The organism is Microcoleus sp. A2-C3, assembly GCF_036706065.1.
Lineage (GTDB): Bacteria > Cyanobacteriota > Cyanobacteriia > Cyanobacteriales > Microcoleaceae > Microcoleus.
On the sequence record NZ_JAUBVX010000074.1, the window covers coordinates 1 to 5,345 of the forward strand.

The 5,345-nt window shown below is 49.0% G+C and carries 4 protein-coding genes; 3 read left to right on the forward strand and 1 reads right to left on the reverse strand.

The annotated features are described in order from the left end of the window. Positions 1 to 215 precede the first annotated feature (215 nt). From QUB66_RS27085 to QUB66_RS27095, 3 genes are all read left to right on the forward strand, one after another. Positions 216 to 602, forward strand: coding sequence for a hypothetical protein (locus tag QUB66_RS27085; protein WP_332970633.1), 387 nt, complete (start codon positions 216 to 218; stop codon positions 600 to 602). A gap of 450 nt (positions 603 to 1,052) precedes the next feature. Beyond that, the gene (locus tag QUB66_RS27090) at positions 1,053 to 2,279 is read left to right on the forward strand and encodes a hypothetical protein (protein WP_332970632.1); all 1,227 of its coding nucleotides are present in this window, start codon (positions 1,053 to 1,055) and stop codon (positions 2,277 to 2,279) included. Between the two features lie 358 nt (positions 2,280 to 2,637). Beyond that, complete coding sequence (locus tag QUB66_RS27095) at positions 2,638 to 3,216, forward strand: TIGR04376 family protein (protein WP_332970631.1); 579 nt, start codon at positions 2,638 to 2,640, stop codon at positions 3,214 to 3,216. A gap of 193 nt (positions 3,217 to 3,409) precedes the next feature. On the opposite strand, the gene QUB66_RS27100 is transcribed toward QUB66_RS27095, so the two are convergent. Then, a partial coding sequence (locus tag QUB66_RS27100; protein ID WP_332971295.1) for an SdrD B-like domain-containing protein occupies positions 3,410 to 5,345 on the reverse strand: 1,936 nt, incomplete at its 5' end.

Consider the following 5,345-nt stretch of genomic DNA (forward strand, 5'->3'; position numbering starts at 1 on the left):
CTCATTCTCTCCCGGCGCGGTGGCTCTAGTTCTTCTTTTGCCACCGTTCTCATCTTTATTTAGTCTAAACTACAGTTTGTGAGGACAGACAGCAGGAGGTTTTTGCGCGTTATTTCCTCAAAAAACGAGGTTTTAAAGGTCAATTTCGGGCTAAGATTTGTCCGAAAGGTAGCCAATCTGGAGAACAGTATGTACGCACTCAGTATCCGGTGGAAGTGAAAGCTTATCGCCAGAATAAAAACCGGGTGTCGATCGGATTAGTGGTGTTAATTGATGCAGATATGGGTACGCTACAAGATAGATTAAGTCAGTTAGCTAGTATACTTGATCAAGATGCTCAGGATAAGAGGCGATCGGATGAGGCGATCGCGATTTTCGTTCGCAAGCGCAATATTGAAACTTGGATACATTATTTGCAGGGAGAATCTGTGAATGAGGAGGCTGGTTATGCAAAGTTTGAGCAAAATGAGGCTGTTTGCAAAACATCTGTTGAGGATTTAGCCGATCGATGTTATTCTCAGAGCTTACCAGAAGATGCGCCGCGATCGCTTCAGGCAGCTTGTGGGGAATTACAGCGGTTGCTACCACTTTTGGAGTCATGAGTTATGAAAAAATCTGGAGCTTGTTATTACTCTCAAGCAAACTGACCAACAAGCTTAAGACGGGTAAAAGTCTAAAATCCTTGTCTAAGCTGCAATGCGAGCGGAAACAGCGGCAAAAAAAGCGGTTTTTTTGCGAGAGCCTCAAGTAAAGTTGTATGTCAAAAACTGCGAATTCCCGCTGGGTGGGGTTGACAAAAGCAGTAGAATATGCAGTAAAAGTCAGCGTAAGCAAGTAAGACTGGCAGCAGAAAAGACGGGTCAAAAGGCCCAAAACAGGCAAAACAAAAGTCGATCGCACAAAGTAAGTTGACCGAAGACTAAAAATATTGTAATCAGTGAGCTACAATTAACCTGTTCTGTGCCAAGAATTGGTCAACATCAAAAGTATCCTGTAGAAGTCTGAACTTGAGAATCTCAGGGTGGTCGAGGAGCGGGAGTAAACATAAAACTATGCCTCAAAAAGTAATCGCCAAACAGATGCCTTTGGAATCAACGTCCGATCCGATCGCCGTGGTGGCGAGAGTCGAAACCGTGCCAGCCGAAACAGTGGCAGTAGAGTCCTACGCCGATCGGTTGATGGACGAACTGTTTGAAGGAGTCGATCGAGCATTCGACGGCAGCGCCGGACTGCCACCCGATCCAGTGGCGCCAGAGTTCGTGGCGCTCAAATCCATCTCGGTACCTCAAATAGTTTTGTCGCAGTTGACGCCAGAGCCGACGCGAGATGGTAAAAAAGACGTAGCAGCGATCGCCCGCCAAGTCGCCCTAGAAACAACCAAAAAACAGCAGTCCAAACAATCATTCGATAAAATCCTGCTCGGAGCAGCATTTGGGTCGCTACTGCTAGTCATGGGATTGTGGCTGGCAAGCAGGTCTGGACTGGTGCGCTTGCCCGCAGCCGTTGCCCCACAGACGCCGGCAGCAAGTACCAAAACCGCACCAGATACCCAGTTTGTAGAATACGTGCAGCGCTCCCTAGTAGCGATCGAACAAAAAAAAGCACCCCAGGCTAACTCCCAACTTGCCACAGTTCCCGGAGCCGCAACCCCAGGGACACTGCCGAGCATTTCAATTTCCGGCGCGCCACCGCCAACAGCAGGTCTTTCGACAGCAGTCAACCGCATCGCGAATGCCCTAGAACAGGTCGCCGCCCAGCCGGGAGCACCTGCACCCCAAGTCGTAGTCATCCCTCCCCCCGCTCAGGTGACTGTGGCTCCGGGGGCTCCTGTTCAGGTGACTGTGGCTCCGGCAGCTTCTCAAACCGCAGCAGGTTCGACTTCGCCGGCGGCCCCAGCCTCCGGTCGTGCGATCGCCACCGCTGGCAATCGCACTCCCCTCGCGGCTTCTCCTTCCTCCTCGGAGTCTGTGCAGCCGAAGATTTTGGCTCGCGAAACGGAATCAGCACCAGCGCCGGCAGCAGGACAATCCGCGCCAGCGCCCCAGCAATCCGTAGCGGCTGTGAACAGCGCTCCGATTTCCGCGCAGACGCTGGTGGGGATTTTGGAGTTGGGCGATCGATCGGCTGCTTTGTTTGAAATAGACGGTGTAGCCCGCAGAATCTATGTCGGCGAAAGTATCGGTGCTAGTGGTTGGACGCTGGCAGAAATCAAAAATCAAGAAGCAGTTATCCGAAAGGGTGGAGATGTGCGATCGGTTTTTGTCGGCCAAAAGTTCTAATCAGTCATTGGTCATTGCATTGGTCATTGGTCATTGGTCAGTAGTCATCAGTCATCAGTCATCAGTTAGGATTTTAGTAATCGGTAATTGGTAATTGCCAGCGATCGGGCTGTACCTCACGAGCGGTGACAACAGTTATAATATAGCAACCGCGCCCGACGTTTTAAATTGCTGAAACGCTTGCTCTTATTGCTCCTTCCTTCTATCCGTTTGCATCCCGTACAGGGAGACGGAAGCCGAACTTGCGAATGCTATAACTAACAACTAATGACGGATGACCGATTGCCAGTAACTGAGAACCAATGACTCACAACTAATGACCAATGACTAATAACTAATGACTGAGGAATTATAAAAAATGGGCTTATTTGACGATTTCAGCCGCTTACTAGAAACCAGATTAGAAGAATTTTTGCGTAGTAACCCTCATCTGGAGTTGCAAGCAATAGAAGAACAACTCAAGGAACAAGAAGAAGACACGCTGCGGCTGATTCTGGAGATTCAAAAACAAGAGAAAACACTGCAAGCTGAAATTCTATCCGCCGCCCAAGAAATTCAGCGCTGGAACGATCGCGCGAACAAAGCTAAAGCAGCTCAAAGGCTCGACTTAGCTCAAGCAGCCCAAGAACGACAAGCAACTTTGCTACGTCAGGGAAATCAGCGCTGGGGACAAATGCAAGGCTGCAAAGAACGGATTGAAAAAGCTAAAGAATTGTACCGCCAAATTCAATTGCGCCGAAAAGAAGTCCGCGCCAAAGCAGTGGAAGCCGCAGCAACTCGAACCACGGCGAAAACAGAACCGAATTGGGATACAAAGGGTTGGAATCAGACTTCTAATTATAGCAGTTTTAATGCGGCAGACCCTCTCGAACAAAAGTTTCAACACTGGGAAGCAGACGAAGAACTCGATCGCATGAAGCGCAATATCAACCGATAGCTACCACAGCATCTCGATGCTGTAGGGCTGACTTACTCGGAACTCGGATTTTCCGTGCAAATAATTTGTCAACCGCCAATCGCTCGGGTATGCGCTCGATCGAACTTGAGATTAAATAAAATTCTCAGATTTTAGGGACGATCGCGCGATCGTCCCTAAAATATTCTAGGCTAATTCATGAAGCGCGATCGCACTACAGGATCGCAAAATCCGTAGCAGTAATCAGGCTTGCGGGCACATTGCTCAGAGTCGCTAAAAGTTGACCAGAACCGGTAACTCGGATCAGAGTAGAACTATTCTCCGCAACAACGCTCAGTTGCGAGAAATTCAGACCACCCATTAAGCCGATCGAATCGAAGCCGTATTGAAAGTCTAAAATAGTCTCGCTGCCGAGGTCAAGACCCAACATAAATCGATCGTTCCCAGTGCCTCCAATCAGAGTATCATTCCCCTCATCTCCAAACAAGAAATCATCCCCAGCACCGCCGAGCAAACTATCCTCATCCTTGCCGCCGTAAAGAGTATCATTCCCAGCATCGCCATTGACGGTATCCTGACCTTCATTGCCAAACAGCAAATCGTTACCAAAACCGCCGCAGATTTGGTCTTGTCCGCCAGCAGAACCAATGGGAAGAGGACTGCCAATATCCCCGTACACAGTATCTTCCCCGTCGCCGCAGCAGATAGTATCGTTTCCTTCATCGCCAAACAGCAGGTTATTGCCCGACTCGCCTAGAACTACGTCATCGCCCTTGCCTGCACGCACTGTATCATTACCGTCACCACCTGCGATCGTATCTTGACCTTCTTGACCGCTGAGAAAGTCATTCCCCGCCAAACCGAACAGCAAATCATTACCAGTCAAATCCGGGTCTAACGGGTTAAGAGTTCCCCCGTAGATAGTATCGTTACCCTGGTCACCAATTAAAGTATCGCTGTTCTTGTCGCCAAAAATAACATCATCATCTTTGCCGCCGTAAACAACATCATCGTTCTCGCCCGCAAAGATTAAATCATCTCCAGCAACCCCGTTGAGGTAATCATTACCCTCATTACCAAACAGCGTGTCCTTATCTAAATTTGGGCCAACCGGGAAATCGCTGTTAAGTCCCCCGTAAATATTATCATTACCCCGCAAGCCAGCCAACAAATCATCGCCGTCAAAACCGTTAATTTCCTCACCGTTACTGCTGCCGAGAATAGTATCGTTACCGTTGGTACCATCGAAGCTATTGCTAACAGAATTCGGGCCGCGAACGCTGGCAATATTTGGCAAAACAATTTCCGCACAAATGCAGTCAGCATCTTGTCCGGCTTGCGGAGGCGGTGTTGGTGATTGGGCGAAAAAGTTGCCAAAGTTAATATTGCTAACATTCGTGCCGCTGACACCAATAATATCAGCAGGATTGGCAGTAGTTCGAGTCCAACCCGGTTGATTGACTTCCCGAACTCGATAAGTTCCCGGACCTAAATTAGCGAAACTATAGCCACCCAAGCTATCACTCGCAGTGTTAACTTCTCCACCATTTAAAGAATCGTCGCCGTTAGCATCAAGGAAGACTTGCCAGTTAGGCAATAGCGGTTCTTGAGCATCCAAAACCCCGTTATTGTTGAGGTCATTAAACTTGCTGCCGGAAATGCTAATATTTTGGAAATTGCCGAAGTTAATTCCACTACGACTTTCGCCACTGCCGAGATTAATCGGTGCGGGATTCGTAGTAGTTTGCGTCCAACCAGTCCGCTGCACTTCCCGCACGTTGTAAGTGCCGGCATTGAGGTTGTTGAAGCTGTAATTGCCAGAATTGTCAGTGGTAACAGTAATTTCGCCCGTATCTAAAGAGTTGTTCCCGTTAGCATCAAGGAAAACTAGCAATCCCGAAAGACCAGTTTCCCCCGCATCCTGAGTACCGTTGCCGTTGTCATCGTTGAATTTAATACCGCTGATGCTGCTTTGTTGGACGGGAGTAGGAGTGGTAACAGGAGTCGGAGCAGGAGCGGGAGTCGGAGGCGGAGTAGGAGTCGGAGGCGGAGTTGGAGTTGGAGGCGGAGTCGGAGTCGGAACAGGTATCGTTTGATTGCCAAAATTGACTGTAGCAGGATTAGTTTGACCTGCTGCGATCGTTACCGTA